The sequence below is a fragment of the Sodalis praecaptivus genome (assembly GCF_000517425.1).
Classification (GTDB): domain Bacteria; phylum Pseudomonadota; class Gammaproteobacteria; order Enterobacterales; family Enterobacteriaceae; genus Sodalis_A; species Sodalis_A praecaptivus.
Genome location: NZ_CP006569.1, coordinates 3,997,272 through 4,016,812 on the forward strand (window position 1 = coordinate 3,997,272; position 19,541 = coordinate 4,016,812).

17 protein-coding genes are annotated in these 19,541 nt (G+C 56.7%); 2 read left to right on the forward strand and 15 right to left on the reverse strand.

Annotated elements, in window-relative coordinates; translation table 11 throughout:
* Positions 1-14 precede the first annotated feature (14 nt).
* Entirely contained in the window at positions 15-761 is a 747-nt protein-coding gene (cysQ, locus tag SANT_RS17810; RefSeq protein ID WP_025423602.1) for a 3'(2'),5'-bisphosphate nucleotidase CysQ, read from the reverse strand.
* Between the two features lie 159 nt (positions 762-920).
* Positions 921-1,541 (reverse strand): peptidylprolyl isomerase, encoded by a 621-nt coding sequence (locus tag SANT_RS17815; RefSeq protein ID WP_025423603.1) that lies wholly within the window; start codon positions 1,539-1,541, stop codon positions 921-923.
* 125 nt (positions 1,542-1,666) lie between these two features.
* On the opposite strand from SANT_RS17815, the gene SANT_RS24740 reads away from it, so the two are divergent.
* Positions 1,667-2,755 (forward strand): LysM-like peptidoglycan-binding domain-containing protein, encoded by a 1,089-nt coding sequence (locus tag SANT_RS24740; protein WP_237234629.1) that lies wholly within the window; start codon positions 1,667-1,669, stop codon positions 2,753-2,755.
* Positions 2,756-2,907: 152 nt separating this feature from the next.
* Here SANT_RS24740 and rplI read toward each other — a convergent pair whose 3' ends face one another.
* The 5 genes from rplI to yjfP form a co-directional block, all read right to left on the reverse strand.
* A complete protein-coding gene (gene rplI, locus SANT_RS17825; protein WP_025423605.1) occupies positions 2,908-3,360 on the reverse strand; it encodes a 50S ribosomal protein L9 in 453 nt (150 codons plus the stop codon).
* Between the two features lie 38 nt (positions 3,361-3,398).
* The gene (gene rpsR, locus SANT_RS17830; protein WP_005974788.1) at positions 3,399-3,626 is read right to left on the reverse strand and encodes a 30S ribosomal protein S18; all 228 of its coding nucleotides are present in this window, start codon (positions 3,624-3,626) and stop codon (positions 3,399-3,401) included.
* Between the two features lie 4 nt (positions 3,627-3,630).
* Positions 3,631-3,951, reverse strand: a complete 321-nt coding sequence (gene priB / locus SANT_RS17835; protein WP_025423606.1) for a primosomal replication protein N — start codon at positions 3,949-3,951, stop codon at positions 3,631-3,633.
* A 3-nt stretch (positions 3,952-3,954) separates the two neighbouring features.
* A complete protein-coding gene (gene rpsF, locus SANT_RS17840) occupies positions 3,955-4,350 on the reverse strand; it encodes a 30S ribosomal protein S6 (RefSeq protein WP_025423607.1) in 396 nt (131 codons plus the stop codon).
* Between the two features lie 186 nt (positions 4,351-4,536).
* Positions 4,537-5,286, reverse strand: coding sequence for an esterase (gene yjfP / locus SANT_RS17845; RefSeq protein ID WP_025423608.1), 750 nt, complete (start codon positions 5,284-5,286; stop codon positions 4,537-4,539).
* A gap of 129 nt (positions 5,287-5,415) precedes the next feature.
* Here yjfP and bsmA point away from each other — a divergent pair, with 129 nt between their 5' ends.
* Positions 5,416-5,721, forward strand: a complete 306-nt coding sequence (bsmA, locus tag SANT_RS17850) for a biofilm peroxide resistance protein BsmA (RefSeq protein ID WP_025423609.1) — start codon at positions 5,416-5,418, stop codon at positions 5,719-5,721.
* A 275-nt stretch (positions 5,722-5,996) separates the two neighbouring features.
* Here the strand turns inward: bsmA and rlmB are convergent, their stop codons facing one another.
* The 8 genes from rlmB to hfq form a co-directional block, all read right to left on the reverse strand.
* The gene (rlmB, locus tag SANT_RS17860; RefSeq protein ID WP_025423611.1) at positions 5,997-6,728 is read right to left on the reverse strand and encodes a 23S rRNA (guanosine(2251)-2'-O)-methyltransferase RlmB; all 732 of its coding nucleotides are present in this window, start codon (positions 6,726-6,728) and stop codon (positions 5,997-5,999) included.
* Between the two features lie 71 nt (positions 6,729-6,799).
* Positions 6,800-9,403: a ribonuclease R gene (gene rnr, locus SANT_RS17865; RefSeq protein WP_025423612.1), complete on the reverse strand. Its 2,604-nt coding sequence runs from the start codon at positions 9,401-9,403 to the stop codon at positions 6,800-6,802.
* Between the two features lie 449 nt (positions 9,404-9,852).
* The gene (locus SANT_RS17870; protein WP_025423613.1) at positions 9,853-11,151 is read right to left on the reverse strand and encodes an adenylosuccinate synthase; all 1,299 of its coding nucleotides are present in this window, start codon (positions 11,149-11,151) and stop codon (positions 9,853-9,855) included.
* 101 nt (positions 11,152-11,252) lie between these two features.
* Positions 11,253-11,453: a DUF2065 domain-containing protein gene (locus SANT_RS17875; RefSeq protein WP_025244728.1), complete on the reverse strand. Its 201-nt coding sequence runs from the start codon at positions 11,451-11,453 to the stop codon at positions 11,253-11,255.
* Positions 11,454-15,473: 4,020 nt separating this feature from the next.
* The gene (gene hflC / locus SANT_RS17890) at positions 15,474-16,490 is read right to left on the reverse strand and encodes a protease modulator HflC (protein WP_025423616.1); all 1,017 of its coding nucleotides are present in this window, start codon (positions 16,488-16,490) and stop codon (positions 15,474-15,476) included.
* Between the two features lie 3 nt (positions 16,491-16,493).
* The gene (gene hflK, locus SANT_RS17895; protein WP_025423617.1) at positions 16,494-17,759 is read right to left on the reverse strand and encodes an FtsH protease activity modulator HflK; all 1,266 of its coding nucleotides are present in this window, start codon (positions 17,757-17,759) and stop codon (positions 16,494-16,496) included.
* 59 nt (positions 17,760-17,818) lie between these two features.
* Entirely contained in the window at positions 17,819-19,099 is a 1,281-nt protein-coding gene (gene hflX, locus SANT_RS17900) for a ribosome rescue GTPase HflX (RefSeq protein WP_025423618.1), read from the reverse strand.
* Between the two features lie 96 nt (positions 19,100-19,195).
* Entirely contained in the window at positions 19,196-19,501 is a 306-nt protein-coding gene (hfq, locus tag SANT_RS17905; protein ID WP_011410200.1) for an RNA chaperone Hfq, read from the reverse strand.
* Between the last annotated feature and the right edge of the window lie 40 nt (positions 19,502-19,541).

The following is a 19,541-nucleotide window of genomic DNA, read 5'->3' on the forward strand; positions in this document are numbered from 1 at the left end:
GCGGGCGCGCGGCGTCAGAACAACGACACCCGAAAGCCGGGATTCAAGAAAGATTCTCGCGGGGTATAATCTAACGCCCGTCCCTGCCAATCATTGACCTGGGCCCCGGCCGCCATGGCCACCGCGTGCCCTGCGGCGGTATCCCAGACGCTGGTCGGCCCAAAGCGCGGATAAAGCTGCGCCGTCCCCTCCGCCACCAGGCAGAATTTCAGCGATGAGCCGATAGTGATCGTCTGATGCTCGCCCAGGTGGGCCAGATAATCCTGCAGCTCCGCATTGTTGCCGTGCGAACGGCTCACCACCACCAACGGCGGGCGCGCTTCTTTCACCTCTATGGCCTGCCGCTCGCCGTGCTCGTCGATACGCCAGGCTTTTCCGTCCGCTGCGGCATAAAGCCGGTCGGTGACCGGCGCATAGACCACGCCCATCACGGGCTTACCGTCTTCGATTAGCGCGATATTGACCGTAAATTCACCGTTACGGCGCAGAAACTCCTTGGTGCCGTCCAAGGGGTCCACCAGCCAGAAACGGCGCCAATGCTGACGAACGGACCAGTCCGGCGGATCCTCTTCGGAGAGAAGGGGAATGTCCGGCGCCAGCGCCTGTAAACGGGCGGCGATGACCCGATGCGCGGCCAGATCCGCGGCGGTAACCGGCGAGTCGTCCTGCTTCTGATTCAGCTCCAGCGGCTTTTCACCGTTGTAGACCTGCATGATGGCCGCGCCGGCGTCGCGGGAAAGGGTAATGATGTGTTCAATCATGATACACCTCGAAGATGAGCCTTAAGGTAATGATAATATTTTTTCGTCCGGCGTGATAACTCTTCGACACCCCAGGGGGGAGAAGTTGCATAGCGCCACGCCGTCGAGAGAAACGCCGGCGTGGGAGAGAGGAAACGCGTCGGCGCGCGTTCCGCAGGTTTACAGAATTTCCAACAGCTCTACTTCAAAAATCAACGCGCTGAAAGGCGGAATGGACGCGCCCGCGCCGCGTTCGCCGTAGGCCAGTTTGTGGGGAATATACAATTCCCACCGCGAGCCGACCGGCATCAACGTCAGCGCTTCGATCCAACCGGCAATGACGCCGCTGACCGGGAACTCTGCCGGCTGGCCCCGCTCAACCGAACTGTCAAACACGCTACCGTCCAGCAGCCGGCCGGTATAATGCACGCGCACGCGATCCTGGCGCGAGGGGATGGCCCCGTCGCCTTGGGTTAGGACTTTGAATTGCAGGCCGGATTCGGTCAGCGTGACGCCCTCCTTGTCGGCATTGTCCGCCAGGAACTTATCGCCTTCCACCGCCAGATGCTGTTGGCGCTCCTGACGCACCGCGTCGGCGCGTTCGTGGACGGTACGCAGCGCGCGATGGATAACGTCCACCGGCACCGCCGGGGCATTGCCTTCCAGCGCATCGCGTAATCCCGTAAGCAACGCATCCGGCAACAGGCCTTCCAGACCGGATTCGACCAATTGCTGGCCTACCTGTAGGCCGATACCGTAGCTCGCCTGGGCTTCTACGCTGTCTAATGAAGGGTTAGTCATGAAGTTTCCTTGATATCTCAAAAAGCGAAAGGCGCAGCATAACAGCGCGGGCGGTTGGGGTAAAATCCCGCGTGCAAATAGTATGACGCCTCCCCTTAACGTCAGCGTCACGGTATAAAATAGGCATGGAGCTTCATCCCACGCCGCTCTATACTTCATCGGGTTACGGCAACAGTTTTGCAAGAGAGGTCATCATGGGCAGAATCGCGCCCAGGAAAAACACGTCCCCGGGCTTTTCGCTGCCGGGCCTGGACGGCCTGCGGGAGAAATGGCGTCGCCGTTTCGGCCCCGATGATGATGTCAGCCGGCCCGCCGTTGAGAGCGAGGAACGCGCGCCAACCGGTGAAAGCGTTAAACGCACGCCGGGGCAAAACACGGGCGCGCAGGACAGCCTGCCAGCCGCGTCGACGGAGGACGCGACCTACGCCCTGGCCATCGGCAGCGCCGCCGAGGCAGACGAACCCTACCCGTCCCCTATCGGCAGTGCCGACATCGTGCGCGCGTCCCGCCGTGACGTTGGCACAACCTCCGGCCGCTACGGCACCGATGATGTTGACGCGACCTCCGTCCGCTACGGCACCGCTGCCGATGACGCGCCCGAGGCCACGCCCATCGGCAGCGCCGGCCATCGCCCTGATTATCTGACAGACGTTCCGCCACGAACGTCAGCGGCCCCCGCATCGCCAAGCGCAGGCGCCTCACTGCGTGGACAGGCGCTATTGGCGACATTGTGGCACCTGCCCGACGGTTTCAACTGGATGAGGCCGCTACCGCTCATGCATCGCCGCTGGCTGCTGATTATCGCATTACTGGTGGCCATCGCTTTACTTTGGCCCTACAGTCCAACGACGCCGCCGGCGCCGGTGGCTCGCAATGATGCAGCATCCTCAGCCGTACCGAGTATGCAGGCCGAGCTGGTGGACAACAGCGCCGGCGGCGGCAACACGGACGAGCGGCACGTGCAAACGTACCGCATCGTCGACGGCCAGACGCTGGCCCAGTTGTTCCGCGCGCATAATCTGCCGGTGGCGGATGTCTTTGCCATGGCCCAGGTAGAGGGCAACGACAAACCGCTAAGCAGCCTGCAGGCCGGGCAGGAAGTTCGCATCGTGCAAAACGCGCAGGGCGTCGTGACGCTGCTGGAAATAGAAACCGGCGCCGCCGGCCCGGTACGTTTTGCGCTCCAGCCCGACGGCAGTTACCAGCGGCGATAACCCTTCTGCCGCCGTCGCTGCCCTTGACGCCGGCGCCCTTGCGCGGCGGCAAAAAAACCGGCGCTCGGCCGGTTGTCATCCCACCCTCTGCGCGGGCGAAATAGCAAAACGCCGGCACGGGGCCGGCGTTTTAAGGTCGCATAATCTCGCGATTACGCTTCGGGCACAATCACCACATTCAGGGTAGCGAAAACATCGCTGTGTACCTGGATGCTGACGTCATGGTCGCCCGTCGTGCGCAGAACACCGTTCGGCAAACGCACTTCGCTCTTCGCGACGTTAACGCCGGCGGCGGTGATCGCGTCAGCGATGTCGCGAGTACCAATAGAGCCGAACAGTTTACCTTCGTCGCCTGCTTTCGACGCGATGGTGACGCTGCCCAATTCATTGATTTTCGCGGCGCGTGCTTCAGCTTCGGCCTGAACGTCAGCCAGTTTGGCTTCCAGTTCAGCACGGCGCGCCTCGAAATACTCTACGTTTTTCTTGGTGGCCGGCACGGCTTTGCCTTGCGGCACCAGGAAGTTACGAGCATAACCCGCTTTAACATTAACCTGATCACCCAAACCGCCCAGGTTGGTGACTTTATCAAGCAGAATAACTTGCATTACCTTATCCTCTCAAAGACTTAGTGGACAATGACCGATTACTGATGACGATCAGTGTACGGCAACAGGGAAAGGTAGCGCGCACGCTTGATCGCGCGGGCCAGCTGACGTTGGTATTTGGCGCGAGTACCGGTAATCCGGCTCGGGACAATTTTACCGCTTTCGGTGATATAGTTTTTCAGCGTAGCGATGTCTTTGTAGTCGATCTCAACAACGCCTTCCGCGGTGAAACGGCAGAACTTGCGACGACGGAAATAACGTGCCATAGGGCTAGTCTCCAGAATCTATCAAATCAATCTGCTCGGCATGCAGAACTATCTTGCTGAGGCCATTGCGTCCTTGATGGCAACTGATGAACCCCTGCACGGTGATCTGCGCGCCGACCGTTATACTGCGAGTTATATCGAGAGTGTGTTTTCCACTGACCACCACGGGCAGTCGGCACCATGCCTGGCGTGAAAAACCGGCTTCCTGCTGCACAGAACGGTGCTCAAGCACGAACTGGCAATGCGGAATACCTGACGGGCTGACCTTACGGATGGGTGTCTTGCACACGGTGCCCGACAGCATCAGACGGTTCGCCGTCATCATCGATTACTCTTCAGAATCCCCAGCATCAGAGTCTTCGTTGGTTTCAGTGGCGAAATCTTCACGGCGCTCGCGGCGTTCGTCTTTCGCTTTAACCATCGGAGATGCTTCAGTCACCGCGTGCTTAACGCGCATGATCATGCTGCGGATAACGGCGTCATTGAAGCGGAAAGCTGTTTCCAGCTCGTCGATCACTTCCTGCGGCGCTTCTACGTTCAGCAGAACATAGTGTGCTTTATGCAGTTTGTTGATCGGGTAAGCCAGCTGACGGCGGCCCCAGTCTTCCAGGCGATGGATCTGGCCTTCAGCACCGGTAATAAGGGCGCTGTAGCGTTCGATCATGCCGACAACCTGTTCGCTTTGGTCAGGATGAACCATAAAAACGATTTCGTAATGACGCATAGAATTGCTCCTTACGGATTATTCAGCCTCCTGTCAGGGTCAACCGCGGCCCATGGAAGCAAGGAACGTGATAAGTGTGCGGTCGAAAAATGACGCGCAATTGTACTTATCCAGTCGGCTAAACACAAGGACCGCGGCGGATTATTTCCGGGTTAAGCGGCCGGCGCTCGGCGTTCAACCGCAACGCTAAAGGGTGTCGCGAAAAAAAGCGACGGTGGCCGCGAGGGCGCCCACGGTAATTTTATGGCCAATCTCCGGCTCGGTGAGATAGCGCACCCGATGATGGGCGCCGCGCGCTGCTAGCGCCTGATACAGCCGCGCGCTTTCCGCCGGCGGCACCAGCGGATCCGCGTCGCCATGCCAGAGCAGCAGCGGCCGATCACCCAATTTATCCAGCCGCTGAAAGACATCGTAGTCCGCCAGCGGCGCCAGCGCGGCGGCAAAGCGCCGTTCATAATCCGGCGCATCCGGCGTCAATGGCGGAAAAAGCGTGCGGCTGAGCCGCATAAAATCGCCGGATCCCATCAGCGCCGCGGCAGACGACGGCCAATCATAACGCGCCAGCGCCCCTAGCGCCGTCATGCCGCCCATCGACGCGCCGCAGACGCCGACGCGTTGCCCATCAATCTGCCCCCGCTGACGATAATGGGCGTACAGCGTGGGCAATTCGTCGATATTATTGCGCAGAATATCCCAAAAATGCCGCAGGCGGCGTTGCTCATCGCCGTCAAAACGGGCACCATGCATAAGAGCATCCGGCAGGATCACACGGAACCCGGCCTGCGCCAGCGCATAGCCGAAATAGCTATAGACCTCTTTGGACGAGGTGTAGCCATGGTAAAAAAACAGCGTCGGCAGCCCTAACGCATAACCACCCGCCGGCACCGCATGTATCACTTCGATGTCGCCGACGTACTCCTGATGCATCTCTACCATGGGGCCTCCCCGTTCGCCGTAACACGTCACGCTACGCCGTCCTGTCGCCGTAGCGTCCGGTCATTACCATAATCACTGCTGGCCGGTTTCGCTATACTTTAATCACCTAAGCACTGCGGATATTTGGCTATGAAATGGCTTGCTTTGACGATCATCTTTTGCTGCTTGCCGTTAGCGGGATGTAGCGTGTTCAACGGCAAACCGGCGCCGCCGCCGGCGCCCGAAAAACAGGCGGTGGAAATCAGCCGCAATAGGGTAGGTTCGCTGACCCGGATAGGCAAGGTCACCGTAAATGAACGCGGCAGTCCGATGGATGCTAAAAACGCCATTCAACGCCAGGCGGATGAACGTCAGGCGCATTATTATCAGATCCTGATGATCGATGAAACGATCACCCCCGGCGTCTGGCACGCGGAGGCGATTCTTTATCGGTAATGGCGCCGCGCACGCGCATTTTAGGGGCTCATCGGCGCGAATACCCCAAGCGGCGCGCGCTACGTCGTCAAGGCGAGAACCGAATACGCCGCGGGGCGCAGCCCGCCGTCATCGTCGAGAACGGACAACGCCGAGGGCGCGAACATTTACTGGGCGCCTCGGCCGTCAGGGCCGTGGCGCGGGCGGACATACGCATGGCGTCATGGGGCGGGTGTAACCGAAAAGCGCCTCCGCCGCCGGCCCGATAGCGCCCACCGGCGGCCGCGAGATGATGTCTAACCTCGCTGCCGCACGGCTTCAAATAGACATACTCCGGCGGCAACCGACACATTAAGGGACGAAACCGCGCCGGCCATGGGAATACTGATGAGTTCATCGCAATGTTCACGGGTCAGGCGCCGCATGCCTTCGCCTTCCGCACCCATCACCAGCGCCAGCGGCCCGGTAAGTTTGCTTTGATAAAGATGGTGATCCGCCTCGCCGGCGGTGCCGACGATCCACACATTATGCTCTTGCAGCAAGCGCAGCGTACGCGCCAGATTGGTGACGCGGATCAGCGGCACGGTCTCCGCGGCCCCGCTGGCGACCTTTTTGGCGGTGGCGTTCAGCGGCGCCGCGCGATCGCGCGGTACTATTACCGCATGGACACCGGCGGCGTCGGCGCAGCGCAGGCAGGCGCCAAGGTTATGCGGATCGGTAACACCATCCAAAACCAGCAGCAGCGGCGCGGCCTGTTGTGCCAGTAGCGCCGGCAAATCGTTCTCTTGGAACTGCCGCCCTGCCTGCACGCGGGCGACGATACCCTGGTGTACCGCGCCCTCTGCTTTCTCATCCAGCCACTGGCGACTGGCCATCTGAATAACGATGCCGGCCTGCTCGAGTTGCTGCACCAGGGGCTGCAAACGGCGGTCGTCGCGTCCTTTTAACAAATACACATCCAGGAAACGCTGAGGATCGCGCTCCAACAGGGCCTGTACGGCATGAATGCCGTAAATAATTTCGCTCATGATCGTCTTTCATCGTCAACGGGCCTGCCGGCCCGTTTAGGGTTGTGCTAATAAACGTCGCGGTCCGGTAATCAGTTTTCTGAGCGACCGGAAGCCGCGGCGGGTTTCCTGCGGCGGCGCGTTTTGCCGCCAGCGGCTTTATTACGGGTAGCGCCCTCGGCGGAGGTTTTCTTGCGCGAAGTGTCCTCGGTCGACGGTTTGGCCGGCGCCGAAGAGGCGTGACCGCCTTTGCCGCGCCCTGCGCCGTGCGCCGCAGGCTGAGTCGCCTGAGCGCCCTGGGTCGTTTGCGCACCGCCGCGCTGGCGCTTACCCCGCCCGCCGCCGGGTTTATCGCCCCCCTTCCCTGTCGGCCGGAATGCGCTGTCGGGTTCAAAATTGGCGGGCTGTTTACTGCTGCTGCGGCGGCGCGGCGGTTTGCCGTCATTAGCGCCGCGGGCGGCCTGCTGCTGACGCTGGCGCTCGGTTTTGCCGGCACCGCGCGGCTGACGGCGGCTGGAAATCAATGAAAAATCGATTTTGCGTTCGTCCATATGCACGGCTTCAACGCGGATTTCTACCGCGTCCCCGAGCCGGTACACCCTGCCGCCGGACTCGCCTATCAGCCGCTGGCCGATGTTGTCATAGCGATAATAATCATTATCCAGCGATGAGACATGCACCAAGCCGTCGATAAACAGCTCATCGAGACGCACAAAGAAACCGAAACTGGTGACGCTGGTAATAATGCCGCTGAATACTTGCCCAACGTGATCCTGCATAAAATCGCACTTCAGCCAATCCGCCACGTCGCGGGTCGCTTCATCGGCGCGACGCTCGCTGAGCGAACATTGCTGACCGAGCTGCAACATCTCTTCCAGTTCGGAATGCCAACCGCCGGTCGGTGTGGCCCGTCCATCGACGTCGCCATTCTGTCGGCCGAGAAGATATTTGATCGCCCGATGCAGCGCAAGATCCGGATAACGGCGTATAGGCGAGGTGAAGTGAGCATACGCCTGCAGCGCCAGCCCGAAGTGGCCGCGGTTTTCAGGATCATAAATCGCCTGCTTCATCGATCGCAGCAGCATGGTTTGCAGCATTTCGTGGTCCGGACGGCCAGCGACCAAATTCATCATATCGGCATAATCTTTGGGCTCAGGTTTATCGCCGCCCCCCAAGGTCAGCCCCAGTTCGCCCAATACCGTGCGCAACGAGGTGATATGGTCATTGCTTGGCCGGTCATGCACGCGATAAAGCGCCGGCTCTTTATGCTTCTCGACAAAGCGCGCCGCGGCAATATTCGCCAGGATCATGCACTCTTCGATAAGCTTATGGGCATCATTGCGCTTCACCGGCTCAATACGCTCGATGCGGCGCTCCGCGTTGAAGATGAACTTGGCCTCTTCGGTCTCAAAAGAGATGCCACCGCGCTGCAACCTGGCCTGTTCCAGCGTCTGAAACATTTCATGCAGCTGGGTCAGCGGCTTGATGAGCGGCGCGTAATGGCTGCGCAATTCCTGCTGGCCCTGCAAGATCTGCCAGACCTTGTTGTAAGTCAGGCGCGCGTGAGAATTCATCACCGCTTCGTAAAATTTGTAGGAAGAGAGACGCCCCTGGGCGGAAATGGTCATCTCACAGACCATACACAGCCTGTCCACCTGCGGATTGAGGGAGCACAGCCCGTTGGACAGCACCTCGGGCAGCATCGGAATCACCTGCGAGGGGAAATAGACCGAAGTCGCACGCCGGCTCGCTTCCTGGTCCAGCGGCGTATGCGGCCGGACATAGTAGCTCACATCGGCAATCGCCACCCACAGACGCCAGCCTCCGCTGCGTTTTTTCTCACAGTACACCGCGTCATCGAAGTCGCGCGCATCCTCGCCGTCGATAGTCACCAAGGGCAGCGCGCGTAAATCGATACGCCCGCGCTTGGCCGCTTCCGGCACCTCTTCTTTTAAATCCGCCAACTGCTGCTCGACTTCCGGCGGCCAGACATAGGGAATATCGTGGGTGCGCAGCGCAATATCCACCGCCATGCCGGTTCCCATATTATCGCCGAGCACCTCCACCACTTTGCCGATGGCTTTGGTGCGCCGCGTCGGGCGCTGGGTCAGCTCCACCACGACCACGAACCCCATGCGGGCGCCCTGGGTCGCTTCCGGCGGGATTAAGATATCGAAACTGAGACGGCTATCGTCTGGCACCACGAACGCGCTGCCGGCGTCAATGAAAAAGCGGCCCACGATCTGGCTGGTTTTCGGCACCAGCACCCGCACAATGCGCGCCTCGCGGCGGCCTTTGCGGTCCGCGCCCTGCGGCTGCGCCATGACGACATCGCCATGAATGGCCATTTTCATCTGTTCGGCGGACAAATAATAATCGTCCTTGCTGCCTTCGACGCGCAGGAAACCGAAACCGTCTCGATGGCCGATGACCGTACCGCGCAACAAATCCAGACGCTCCGGTAGCGCATAGCACTGCCGACGGGTGAAAATCAGTTGCCCGTCACGCTCCATTGCGCGCAGGCGGCGGCGCAAGCCTTCCAGTTGGTCTTCACCACTGATATCCAGTTCTTGCGCCAACTCCTCGCGGCTGGCGGGTTTTTCCCGCTTGGCTAAATGGGCGAGGATAAATTCTCGGCTTGGCACCGGGAACGCGTATTTTTCTGCCTCTCTTTCCAGAAAGGGATCTTGTGACATTGAGCTATCTCCATAATGTCAAAACAGGTTGCCGTGCCGCTAGCGGGCACGCGCACGTTTTTGTAGAGCGGCGGTTAGGGCCATCATGCCGGCCACGCCAGGCGCAAAATGATGTGATGGACCCTATGGGTGCCTGCGGCAACACCTGTTTTCAACGGCAGGCAAAATGTCAACCTCTGTTTCCGCGCTACAACCGGCCGGCGCGCGCGGCACCGGCCTCAATACCGCTATCATTGGCAAGCCCGCCAAACCCTGGCGGGGGCATACGTACCGGTAAAAAGGAAAACATGAACAATAAGAGTAACCTTTGAGAACCAAACAGGCCATAAAACTTGTTGGTCGGCAATGAGGGCATTCGCAATGATGGCAGGATAACCTATTGACATATAAAAACAAACCGGGCTACGCCCGGTTCGCTCTCTTTTTTGCTAATTTACGCCCGACGGCCGTTAGGCGTCAAACGGATCGCGTAGAATCATGGTTTCGCTACGGTCAGGCCCGGTCGAAACGATGTCAACCGGCACGCCGGTCACCTCTTCTATGCGCTTGATATAGCGACGCGCCGCGTCGGGCAGCTTGTCGAACTGCTTCACGCCGAAGGTGCTCTCGCTCCAGCCCGGCAACGTCTCATAAATCGGCTCTATACCTTCCCAGTTTTCCGCCGCCAACGGGGTACTTTCCACCACGCGGCCGTCAGGCAGGCGATAAGCGGTACAGATTTTCACCTCTTGCAGACCGTCAAGCACGTCGAGCTTGGTGAGGCAGAAACCGGAAAGGGAGTTGATCTGCACCGCGCGGCGTACCGCTACCGCATCCAGCCAGCCGGTGCGGCGGCGGCGGCCGGTGGTGGCGCCGAATTCATTGCCCTTGGCGCACAGAAACTCGCCCGTGTCGTCAAACAGCTCGGTGGGAAACGGGCCAGCGCCGACGCGGGTGGAATAGGCCTTGACGATGCCGAGGACATAATCCACATAGCGCGGACCGAGGCCGGAGCCGGTCGCGACGCCGCCGGCGGTGGTGTTGGAGGAGGTAACGTAGGGATAGGTGCCGTGGTCGATATCCAGCAGCGTTCCCTGGGCGCCTTCAAACATCATCAAATCGCCGCGTTTGCGGGCGGCGTCCAGCAGCTCGGAGACATCCACCACCATCCCGGTCAGGACGTCTGCCACCGCCAGGATATCGTCCAGTACCGTTTGATAATCCACCGCTTCAGCCTGGTAATACTGCACCAGCTGGAAGTTATAGTAATCCACGACCTCTTTCAGCTTGGCGGCGAAGGTGTCTTTATTGAACAGATCGCCCACGCGCAGCGCGCGACGCGCCACTTTATCTTCATAGGCCGGGCCGATGCCGCGGCCGGTGGTGCCGATGGCTTTGGCGCCGCGGGCCTTTTCGCGCGCGACGTCCATCGCTACGTGATAGGCAAGAATGAGCGGACACGCCTCGGAAATCAGCATGCGTTCGCGTACCGGAATACCGCGCGCTTCCAGCGCTCCCATCTCTTTCATCAACGCTTCCGGCGACAGCACGACGCCGTTGGCGATGATGCTGACGACGTTTTCACGCAGAATGCCTGAGGGGATCAAATGAAGGACGGTTTTTTCACCGTTGATAACTAAAGTATGACCGGCGTTATGTCCGCCCTGATAGCGAACAACATATTTGGCCCGTTCGGTCAGCAGGTCGACGACCTTGCCTTTACCTTCGTCACCCCATTGGGTGCCCAGTACGACGACGTTCTTACCCATCTCTTAACTTCACCAGATTGCTTAAAAATGGATTCTATCATCTGAATCCATGACTTTCAGTACTTTTTCGCGCCGGTTCGCGCTGTTTTTTCGCGCTGCGATCACGCGCCCATTTTGCTACGCAACATATAGTAGATAACGCAGCCGGCGACCACTAAGCCTCCGCCGAAGCGGCGCAATAGCGTATCCGGCAGCGTCGTCAGCGAACCTATCATCTTGCGCCAGACGCCGGGAAACAACATCGGCCCCAATCCCTCCAGCACCAGCACCAAACCGAGCGCCATCCAAATCGTCGGATTCATGACATACCCTCAAAGCAAAAAGGCCCGAATGATCGGGTATTAAACACAGATTATCACATTGATTTGAATGCAATTCATCTCAAAGGCCGTCCACACACTATCGACACCGAACAAGAAGGCCTCGATAGCCGCGGCCTTTCCAAGCACACCTGTACTCTTCGCCTCTGCCTGCCGTCTTGCATTAGTGGCTTTCCCGTTCTTTCGCGCCAACACGCACGGTGGGTTAGCATTTAGCATCAAGTGCGAGCAATTTAAAAGAGTCTACGAAAATTCTTGTTGGAAGTTATCACCATGTTTAGACAAAGGCGCTAGGGAGGGACGTACGGCAAGCACCGCCGTTGACGTGCGTTATCCTCACTACGAATTAACCTGGCCATGTTGGCATCGTTATGCCAGCGCGGAGGCAAATTCGCCGCCGTTTGGCGTATGGCGTTTGGCGTATGGCGTATGGCGTATGGCGTATGGACAACGGTGACTAACGGCCGGACGGCGGCGTCAACGTCTTCTGTGACGCCGCCGCCCCTCCTCGGCATGACGCGAAACTGTCCAGCCCGCCCCCGCGCCGCAACCGTTATCCGTGGATCCATACGAAATGCGGTGTTAATAACGGGTATGACTAATGAGCAGATTTCCCTGCAGAAAGCGAAGAAAGCGATTCATAAGATTCCTGGGCGAACAGGTATACTCGCTCGCCATCGGGCGAAGGCGAGCTTTCTATGAAACAGAGTTCAACACTTATCGCCCGGAAGATGAATATGCGGCATTTACGCTTGTGGCAAACCTCGGTGGACACAAACAGCTTACCTCCGGCAAGCCAATTAACTTTGCTGTTTCTGAATAATTCGCTGGATAGCCTTTGGGATGAAGCATAACCTCAGCTTCGGCAACATCGACACCATGCATGTTTTTTGTTTCATGTTCTCGGCATTGTTTATAAAACGCTTTAGAAGCACAGGGATCGGGTGGACAAGGGCAATAATAGTGTCTGTCGTTATACCGATCAGAAAAGGTCATTCTCATAAGGGGCATTTCCCTACCTAGCGATTTAAAATGTGAAAACTCGTAATTTTCAAGGCAGCCATTCATATTGCCTATCCGCAGGCATTCTTGTCCATCAGACGGACATCTGCACAAGACATTATGAACCGTCACACGTCTATTCGCAGTCCTGTTTTTACGGCATTGCGACATGAATTTTTCTGTATAGCAAACATCCTGCCAATATTGATTCATTCTATGCTGTATTAAGTCGTTCGGCATGTTAGAGGGCCTCCATCATTGACTCATCGTAAAATACCTCATGGCGCAAAGAAAATATGCGCGTCGCTGTAACGCTATCATACTCATAATCACTACATGCAAAATATCATCACTCACCAAGCGAGATTTAAATGCCATCGGTGATTCAGCCTACCTTCAAGGCCAAGACCGCTTATGACGTAAGCGTTAGCGACATAAAAGATTGCGGCAAACCCTATTCGTTACGACTTCAAGCTATTTATCGATCCGTGTCGTTAGCTGACCAGATGGCGTCTAAGCGCAAGCTCAACGAGCTCATAACACAACACGCTTCTCTTAATCCTCCTAAAACCTGTTGTCTTGGACTGTATTTCATCGCATTAATTAACCGCCAATTGTTGATTTGCAAAACGGCAGGTTTTACATCACCTCCTTAATGAGATTCGGAGGCATAAGCGCTAATCGTTGAGGCTGCTTTTCGGGATGACACAGCATAATCAATGGCAGAAACCAGCGAAATAAGCAACCATTGCTTTGCTCAAACGTAGACAATAGCGAAACCGGGCGGCTGGGGGTGACCGGCAAAAAAGAGGTAAGTAAAAATAGCGCTAAGCGTTCAGCAGTAGGCTGAAATAAGGATGGCGGGTGCTAATAGCCAACGGTCTTATACAGTCTGTTTCAGTTATAATGCTTAAAGATAATATCAGGCTCACCGCTCGTCAGGTTGCGGGTCAGTATACCCCTGGTTCGCTAAACATCATTGGAGATAAGCTTGTTGGCGATCGCGATACGCCCTCCCCGGGCACCCTTTGCAAAGTCCTCTTACTCGCTTTACCCGTTCCCCGCTCGCGCCACGGGCCTGCCCTAATCGGGGTATTTTATAACCCGCTAGTGTCTGCGCAGCAGATGTACCCAATAGGGGTCAGACTGGTGCCCTCGATCTTCTCATCACTGAGGTTTGGGCACGTGTGCCAGAGCGTGCGCTGTGCATTGAATGAGGAAAAGACGCCTTAACCTAAAAGCAATAGTTTAATAATATAGTTGAACAAGCAACACTTGCTAGAGGTATTCGGCACTGCGTTTTAGATTCATTGTGGCACCCAGTCTGGGTGTGCCGGGAGGCGAGCCAGCAAGATAAGTCCCCGTAAATCAAGCCTTGTAGCCCCGTTCCCGACTCTTGCGTTAGAGGCTATCGTGTAAATTTCATGCCTTTGACATGGGAAATGGATGACTTTCATTCTCTCTGGTTACAGGTAGAATCATGAAAAGCTCGCCATCCGCGGCTGGCGAGTCCACTTTAATGGGCTAATGAACTGTTATAATTAAGAAAGGGAGGGGAAAGTACTATTGATGTCGATTGTTGTAGGTGGACAATAACAGTTTACTTCAGGCAAACCCAACAGCCTTGCTGTTTCTGGATACTGTTGGGGATAATCGCTAGGATGCAGAGTGAGTCTCGCTTGGCCTACATCTAGACCATGCATATTTTTTGATTCATAGTCTCGACATTGATTATAAAAAGCTTCCGATGCACAAGGATTAGGTGGACAAGGGCAATGGTAGGAGGTACTGGTTTTTTTATCAGTATAGGTGATTATCCTCATGTTAACCTCTTTGCTCGGGAATCTATAGTGTGGAAATTCATAATCGGAACGGCAGTGATTTGTATAATTCATCCAACGGCACGTCTCTTGGCTTGATGGGCACCTGCATAAGACATTATTTACAGCAGTAAATCTCTCCGTAATATTTCTCTTTCGACAATCGGCTATAAATTTATTGGTATAACATACATGTTGTCCATATTGATTTATCCTGTGCTGCATATAGTCGTTCGGCATGTATCATCTCCAATGTTGACCCGCCGTGAAGTGATGTACGGCGTTCATAGAGATCATGAACATTTCAAACATTGATTTAAACCTAGAGACGATTCAATTTTTATCAAAATGAGAACTAACACGATGAAGTGAACGCAATGTACCATCAAGTTTCATCATTTCGAGTTCAATCTTGAACGCTTTTCGCTGTCATTCCAGAACAATCACGTCGCTGAGGATAAAAACCGCGGATAGCCAAACCACAAGTCCTTCATAGTGAATATGATGATTCACTATGGGAAAAGTAACGTGGCGTTTGAGCGAGCCTTTCCCCATTAAGCGAAAGGCTCGGGTTATTATTACCTCACAATGATTGAGCGTCGGGCATTAAAAGCAGATAGGGAAACCGGGTCCCGTCCAGGCGCAAAGCTCTGCGCACTCCTTAGCGGTATTTCCGGGCTTGGCTAGACATGCTAAAGCAAAGGCCGGCGAAGTGGCGAGGGAAGTGAATACCAGTGTTGTTGCTATCAATAACGCTTTACGTGATTTAATTATAGAGTACATATCATTACCTCAGTGAAAATACGTTAAATCAGATGATGAACGGCCGCTTAAAATAGCCGCCCATCAATATTTCTATCATTAATTATTTTATTAATCATAGAAACGAGCTGATTGTTGCATAATTGTTTACAAAGTGTCTCAGTGACGAAAATATCGCGCACGCAAAAACGGGAGCAACCACCGGGATAGCGGGCGCTCCTCAGTATTTCGGTTCATGGATGCCCTCAAACACAACCGTGTCGCGATGCGAATCGCATCAGTTGCAAAAGGTGAACGGTTCGTGGCGGGATAGCTTATTGCTACGCTCAATCCAAAAGAGGGGATCGCTAGCGAAAAGGCGGGTTAGGGAGAAAAGTACCTCGCACACTCAAGCCTGATTGAATGTGCGAGGCAACCGTTAGGGACGGCGGCCGACCGCGGTATCTTCCGGCGACTTCATGAAGCGGAAGAAATCACTTTCCGGGCTCAGCACCATCACATCATTGTTGCTGTTAAAGCTGTTTTCATACGCGCGCAGACTGCGGATAAAGGCGTAGAACGCCGGATCCCGGCTGAACGCGTCGGCATACAGCTTGGCGGTTTCCGCATCCGCTTCACCGCGGGTAATCAGCGCCTGCCGCTCGGCCTCGGCCAGCGTGCGGGTCACTTCGTAATCCGCGGCGGCACGCAGCTTCTCCGCCTCTTCCTGGCCCTGGGACCGGTGGCGGCGGGCGACGGCTTCACGCTCCGCGCGCATGCGCTGATAAATCGCGTCGGACACTTCCGTCGGCAGGTTGATCTGCTTAATACGCACGTCGACAACTTCAATGCCCAGCGCCGCCATACTGTTCGGGTTCACCGCCGGCTGCGGGCCGTTGGTTTCACGCTCTACCCGCGCGGCGGCGGAAGCGATGGCGTTATCGGCCGCGGTGGCCTGCGTCTCTTCATCGTCGCCGGAGGTCCCGTTATTAAGCGCTTCGCGCACATCGGTCATCAGGCGGTTGCGGGAGTCGGTGACGATCCCCTTCACATCCAGCCGGCCGAGCTCCGAGCGCAAACGGTCGGAAAACTTCCGTTTCAGCAACACTTCCGCCTGCGACACATCGCCGCCGCCGGTCGCCAGATAATACCGGCTGAAGTCGCTGATACGCCATTTGATATAGGAGTCAACGATCAGGTCTTTCTTCTCCATAGTCACAAAGCGATCCGCCTGGTTTTCCATGGTCTGAATGCGCGCATCGAGATTCTTGACCGTTTCAATAAACGGTATTTTCATGTGCAGGCCGGGATTATAAATCAACGGTTTGTTGTCGCCGTCGCGCAATACTTTACCAAAGCGCAGCACGATGCCGCGCTGGCCTTCTTGCACCACAAACAGTGACGCATACAGCACCACCAGCACTATCACCACAATAAGCAATAAAGGCTTACGCATCGGTTACTCCCTCCCTTCGCGCGTGGTATCGTCACGCTGTGCATTGGCGCGTCGCTGATCCATGACCGTCCCGCTAGCGTTGCCGCCCGCGGCAGGTGCCGTCGTGGCACCGCTGTTAGCGCCCCCGGCGGGCAGCCGCAACAAATTGAGCGCCTCATTGCTTGAGCGCGTCTTGCTATTGCCGGTCGGCGCCGACGGGTTGCGCAACATCTGATCCAGCGGCAGCACCATCAAATTGTTGCTGCCCTTGTCGTTGACCAGAATTTTGCGGGTACTGCTCAGCACGCGCTCCATCGCGTCGATATACAGGCGTTCGCGGGTAATTTCCGGTGCCGCTTTATACTCCGGCAGCACCTTGGCGAAACGTTGCACTTCCCCCTGCGCCTCCAGCACGGTGCGGGCTTTATAGGCGCGGCCCTCTTCCAGAATGCGCTGCGCCTGACCGTTAGCGCGCGGCTGCACTTCATTGGAATACGCTTCGGCTTCGCGGATATACTGCTGTTCGTTTTCCCGCGCGGCGATAGCGTCGTCAAAGGCCGCTTTCACCTCTTCCGGCGGCCGGGCGGCCTGGAAGTTGACGTCCAGCAGGGTTATACCCATGTTATATGGCTGAATAGTTTCTTCTAGCACCCGCTGGGTGTCGCTGCGCACCACGGTACGGCCTTCGGTCAAGATGCGATCCATCGTATATTTACCGATGACGCCGCGCAGAGCGCTGTCGGTAGCCTGGCGCAGGCTGTCGTCGGCGTTGGTGACGCTAAACAAATAGCGTTCGGGGTCGGTCACGCGATACTGCACGTTCATTTCGACGCGCACCACGTTCTCATCGGAGGTGAGCATGACGCCGGACGCCGCCAGCTCCCGTACCGACTCCACGTTGACCGCGGTCACGGTATCAATGAACGTCGGCTTCCAATTCAGGCCAGGCTGAACCAGATGATCGAATTTGCCGAAACGCAGCACTACGCCGCGCTCCGCTTCTTTAATCGTGTAGAAGCCGCTGCCCGCCCAGATGACCACCACGGCCGCCACCGCCAGACTGATATAACGGCCGCTTCTGCCCGGCGCGCCGGTGCCGCTACCGCCGCCGCCTTTATTGCCGAACCCGCTCAGCTTGCGGCTGAGTTTGCGGAAGATATCATCCAGATCGGGCGGCCCTTGCTCTCGTCCGCCTTTATTGTTATTTCCGCCAGAGTTGCCGCTATTATTATTGCTGCTCCCCCACGGGTCGCGGTCATGTCCGTTATTACCGGGCTGGTTCCACGCCATGTTTTAGCTCCATTTTTACTTTAATTAGTATTCTTCAGGCTTGAGTTCCCAAAGGACGGTCAGACAAGATAGTCTACCAACGCCATTTCCTGCTTACATAAACGATGCCAGTCGATGATGGGCAGTCTTACCACCAACCCCACGCTGCCATCTTCCTCAACCCACTCTTTTTCTATGGCCTGCAGCTGGTAAAAACGGCTGCGCAGCCGGCCGGCCTGCGGGGGCAAACGGAGCTCATGGCGCGCGATCTCGCCCGCCAGTCGCTCGGTCAGGGCCTGCATTAATAGCGCGACCCCTTCGCCGCTGTGGGCGGAAAGCCACACCCGCACCGGTCGGTTCTCTTCATCGCGATCGATGCGTGGCGCGAAATCGTCAAGCAGATCGATTTTATTCATCACCAACAGCGTCGGAATATCGTTGGCTTCAATCTCAGCCAGCACCTGGTCCACCGCATCGATATTTTCATTAATTCGCGTATCGGCGGCGTCGACGATATGCAACAGCAGGGTGGCCTGCCGCGTCTCTTGCAGCGTCGCTTTAAACGCCGCCACCAGGTCGTGGGGCAGATGGCGGATAAAACCCACCGTATCCGCCAGAACGGTATCCCCCACGTCGCCAACGTTGATACGCCGCAGCGTCGGATCGAGGGTGGCAAACAGCTGATCGGCCGCATACACCCCGGCCTCGGTCATCAGATTAAACAGAGTGGACTTACCGGCGTTGGTATAGCCCACCAGCGAGACGGTGGGCACATCCGCCCGGGCGCGGGCGCGCCGGCCCTGCTCACGCTGTTTCTCCACCCGTTCCAAACGGGAAAGGATCTGACTGATGCGATTGCGCAGCAGACGCCGGTCGGTCTCTAGCTGGGTTTCCCCCGGCCCGCGCAGCCCGATGCCACCCTTTTGCCGCTCAAGATGCGTCCAGCCGCGTACCAGACGCGTAGCGAGATGACGCAGCTGGGCCAGCTCCACCTGCAGCTTACCCTCATGGGTGCGCGCGCGCTGAGCAAATATGTCGAGGATCAACCCCGTGCGGTCGATAACCCGGCACTCGCACAGGCGTTCAAGATTACGCTCCTGGGCGGGGGATAAAGCATGATCGAATAGGACCACAGACGCGCTACTGGTTTTAACCGCCTCCGCGATCTCTTCCGCTTTTCCCTCGCCGACAAAATATTTTGGATGTGGCGCCTTGCGGCTGCCGGTAACGACGTGCAGTGCCGCTACCCCGGCGGAAGAGACCAGGGATTCAAACTCCTGCAAATCTTCCATATCCTTGTCTTGCGAAAAAAAGATGTGAACCAGTATGGCCTGCTCACCGGCATCATAACGGTCAAACAAGCGTACAACCTCTCATACGGATATACCGCAGCTATAATCGGGCCTTAGCGCCAACAGCACGCTAAAGCACCGCGAAATGGTCAACAGGGATGCGCCTTATTCGGCGTCATCGCTTTCCGGCTGCGACGGTTGCGAAGCCGGGGTGCTGCCATGGTGATAATTACTGGAACCACCGCTCGGATTGTTATTGTGATGCGATACGGGGCGCGATGGTACGACGGTGGAGATGGCGTGTTTGTAAACCATCTGGCTGACCGTGTTCTTTAATAAAATGACAAACTGATCGAAAGATTCAATCTGGCCCTGTAGTTTAATGCCATTCACCAAATAAATAGAAACCGGAACACGTTCCCGACGCAACGCGTTCAAGAACGGATCTTGCAAAGATTGCCCCTTAGCCATTCTGTCTTTTCCTTATGTGCTTGTTGTTTGTAACAAGAAC

Excerpts from the sequence above, each read along its gene's own strand:
- cysQ (WP_025423602.1), bottom strand. The coding sequence starts at position 761 with ATGATTGAACACATCATTACCCTTTCCCGCGACGCCGGCGCGGCCATC.
- SANT_RS17815 (WP_025423603.1), bottom strand. The coding sequence starts at position 1,541 with ATGACTAACCCTTCATTAGACAGCGTAGAAGCCCAGGCGAGCTACGGT.
- SANT_RS24740 (WP_237234629.1), top strand. The coding sequence starts at position 1,667 with ATGGAGCTTCATCCCACGCCGCTCTATACTTCATCGGGTTACGGCAAC.
- rplI (WP_025423605.1), bottom strand. The coding sequence starts at position 3,360 with ATGCAAGTTATTCTGCTTGATAAAGTCACCAACCTGGGCGGTTTGGGT.
- rpsR (WP_005974788.1), bottom strand. The coding sequence starts at position 3,626 with ATGGCACGTTATTTCCGTCGTCGCAAGTTCTGCCGTTTCACCGCGGAA.
- priB (WP_025423606.1), bottom strand. The coding sequence starts at position 3,951 with ATGATGACGGCGAACCGTCTGATGCTGTCGGGCACCGTGTGCAAGACA.
- rpsF (WP_025423607.1), bottom strand. The coding sequence starts at position 4,350 with ATGCGTCATTACGAAATCGTTTTTATGGTTCATCCTGACCAAAGCGAA.
- yjfP (WP_025423608.1), bottom strand. The coding sequence starts at position 5,286 with ATGGTAGAGATGCATCAGGAGTACGTCGGCGACATCGAAGTGATACAT.
- bsmA (WP_025423609.1), top strand. The coding sequence starts at position 5,416 with ATGAAATGGCTTGCTTTGACGATCATCTTTTGCTGCTTGCCGTTAGCG.
- rlmB (WP_025423611.1), bottom strand. The coding sequence starts at position 6,728 with ATGAGCGAAATTATTTACGGCATTCATGCCGTACAGGCCCTGTTGGAG.
- rnr (WP_025423612.1), bottom strand. The coding sequence starts at position 9,403 with ATGTCACAAGATCCCTTTCTGGAAAGAGAGGCAGAAAAATACGCGTTC.
- SANT_RS17870 (WP_025423613.1), bottom strand. The coding sequence starts at position 11,151 with ATGGGTAAGAACGTCGTCGTACTGGGCACCCAATGGGGTGACGAAGGT.
- SANT_RS17875 (WP_025244728.1), bottom strand. The coding sequence starts at position 11,453 with ATGAATCCGACGATTTGGATGGCGCTCGGTTTGGTGCTGGTGCTGGAG.
- hflC (WP_025423616.1), bottom strand. The coding sequence starts at position 16,490 with ATGCGTAAGCCTTTATTGCTTATTGTGGTGATAGTGCTGGTGGTGCTG.
- hflK (WP_025423617.1), bottom strand. The coding sequence starts at position 17,759 with ATGGCGTGGAACCAGCCCGGTAATAACGGACATGACCGCGACCCGTGG.
- hfq (WP_011410200.1), bottom strand. The coding sequence starts at position 19,501 with ATGGCTAAGGGGCAATCTTTGCAAGATCCGTTCTTGAACGCGTTGCGT.